Here is a 955-nt window from a genome sequence, read left to right on the forward strand (position 1 = left end):
GATGAACTGAAGGATGAGTATATTTTTGCGGTGAAATTTCATCCGGCTGTAAACAAAGGGGCAGGGCTGCTGCAGTATCCTGATTTTGTGATGGACTGCCCCCATGATATGAACATCAACGAATTATTGCTGGTTCAGATTACTTGATCACGGATTATTCTTCTGTCCCTTTTGAGTTTTCCCTGTTAGGCCGCCCGATGATCTTTTATCCGTATGATCTGGAAAGCTATCAGGCCACACGGGGGTTGTGGGAACCGTATGACCAGCTTGTCCCCGGGCCGATTGCCTGTACGACGGCAGAAATTATTGATTTGATTAAAACTGGTTCTTTTGATGCGGGAAGTATAGAAGCATTCTCAAGAACCTGGAATACATACTCTGCCGGCCACTCCAGCCGCGATCTGGTACAGTATTTGCGTGAACAGGACGAAAAAAAGGGAAGAATGTATGGATGAGTTTGCGGGAGTATGAGAAGCGGGCGAATATGGCCGGAGCTCACCTGTTTGGGATATCTGTTTAAACTGGAATTCAGGCCGGGATGTGGCTGAGTTTTTATTTTTTTACGTAGAGGGCAGGAATTTCCAGATAAAAGTATCTTTGATATTTTTAATATGGCTTTTGCATGTTTACTATTTTTCTCAATAGGAAACAGAGAGGCAATGTATCTTTCATATTATATACTAAAACTTGAAAGTACGAAAATCGTGCAAACCCCTTGTCACCATTGCGGTTACCCCGGCTAATTTAGAGCTAAGCTGCTTTAATTAGGTGTTTTTGATAGCTGACAGGTAACTTTTTTAAAAATTGCTCAATAATAGTATTTAGTACTTCTTCACAAAGGATATACTCATCCTTAAAAGCTTCTTTAGAGCCCTTGCCAAAATGCTATATCCCCTGAAACTGTAAGCAGTCAGACAATTAAAGGTCGTTGATTTATTCCACTAAAGAAAAAAGA

General features: G+C 41.0%; 1 protein-coding gene. It reads left to right on the forward strand.

Translation table 11 applies throughout. The features are described from left to right. The first annotated feature begins 143 nt into the window (after positions 1–143). Positions 144–455: a CDP-glycerol glycerophosphotransferase family protein gene (locus tag IC21_RS00650; RefSeq protein WP_235801094.1), complete on the forward strand. Its 312-nt coding sequence runs from the start codon at positions 144–146 to the stop codon at positions 453–455. The last annotated feature ends 500 nt before the right edge of the window (positions 456–955 follow it).

Source organism: Heyndrickxia coagulans DSM 1 = ATCC 7050 (assembly GCF_000290615.1).
Taxonomy (GTDB): Bacteria; Bacillota; Bacilli; order Bacillales; family Bacillaceae_C; genus Weizmannia; species Weizmannia coagulans.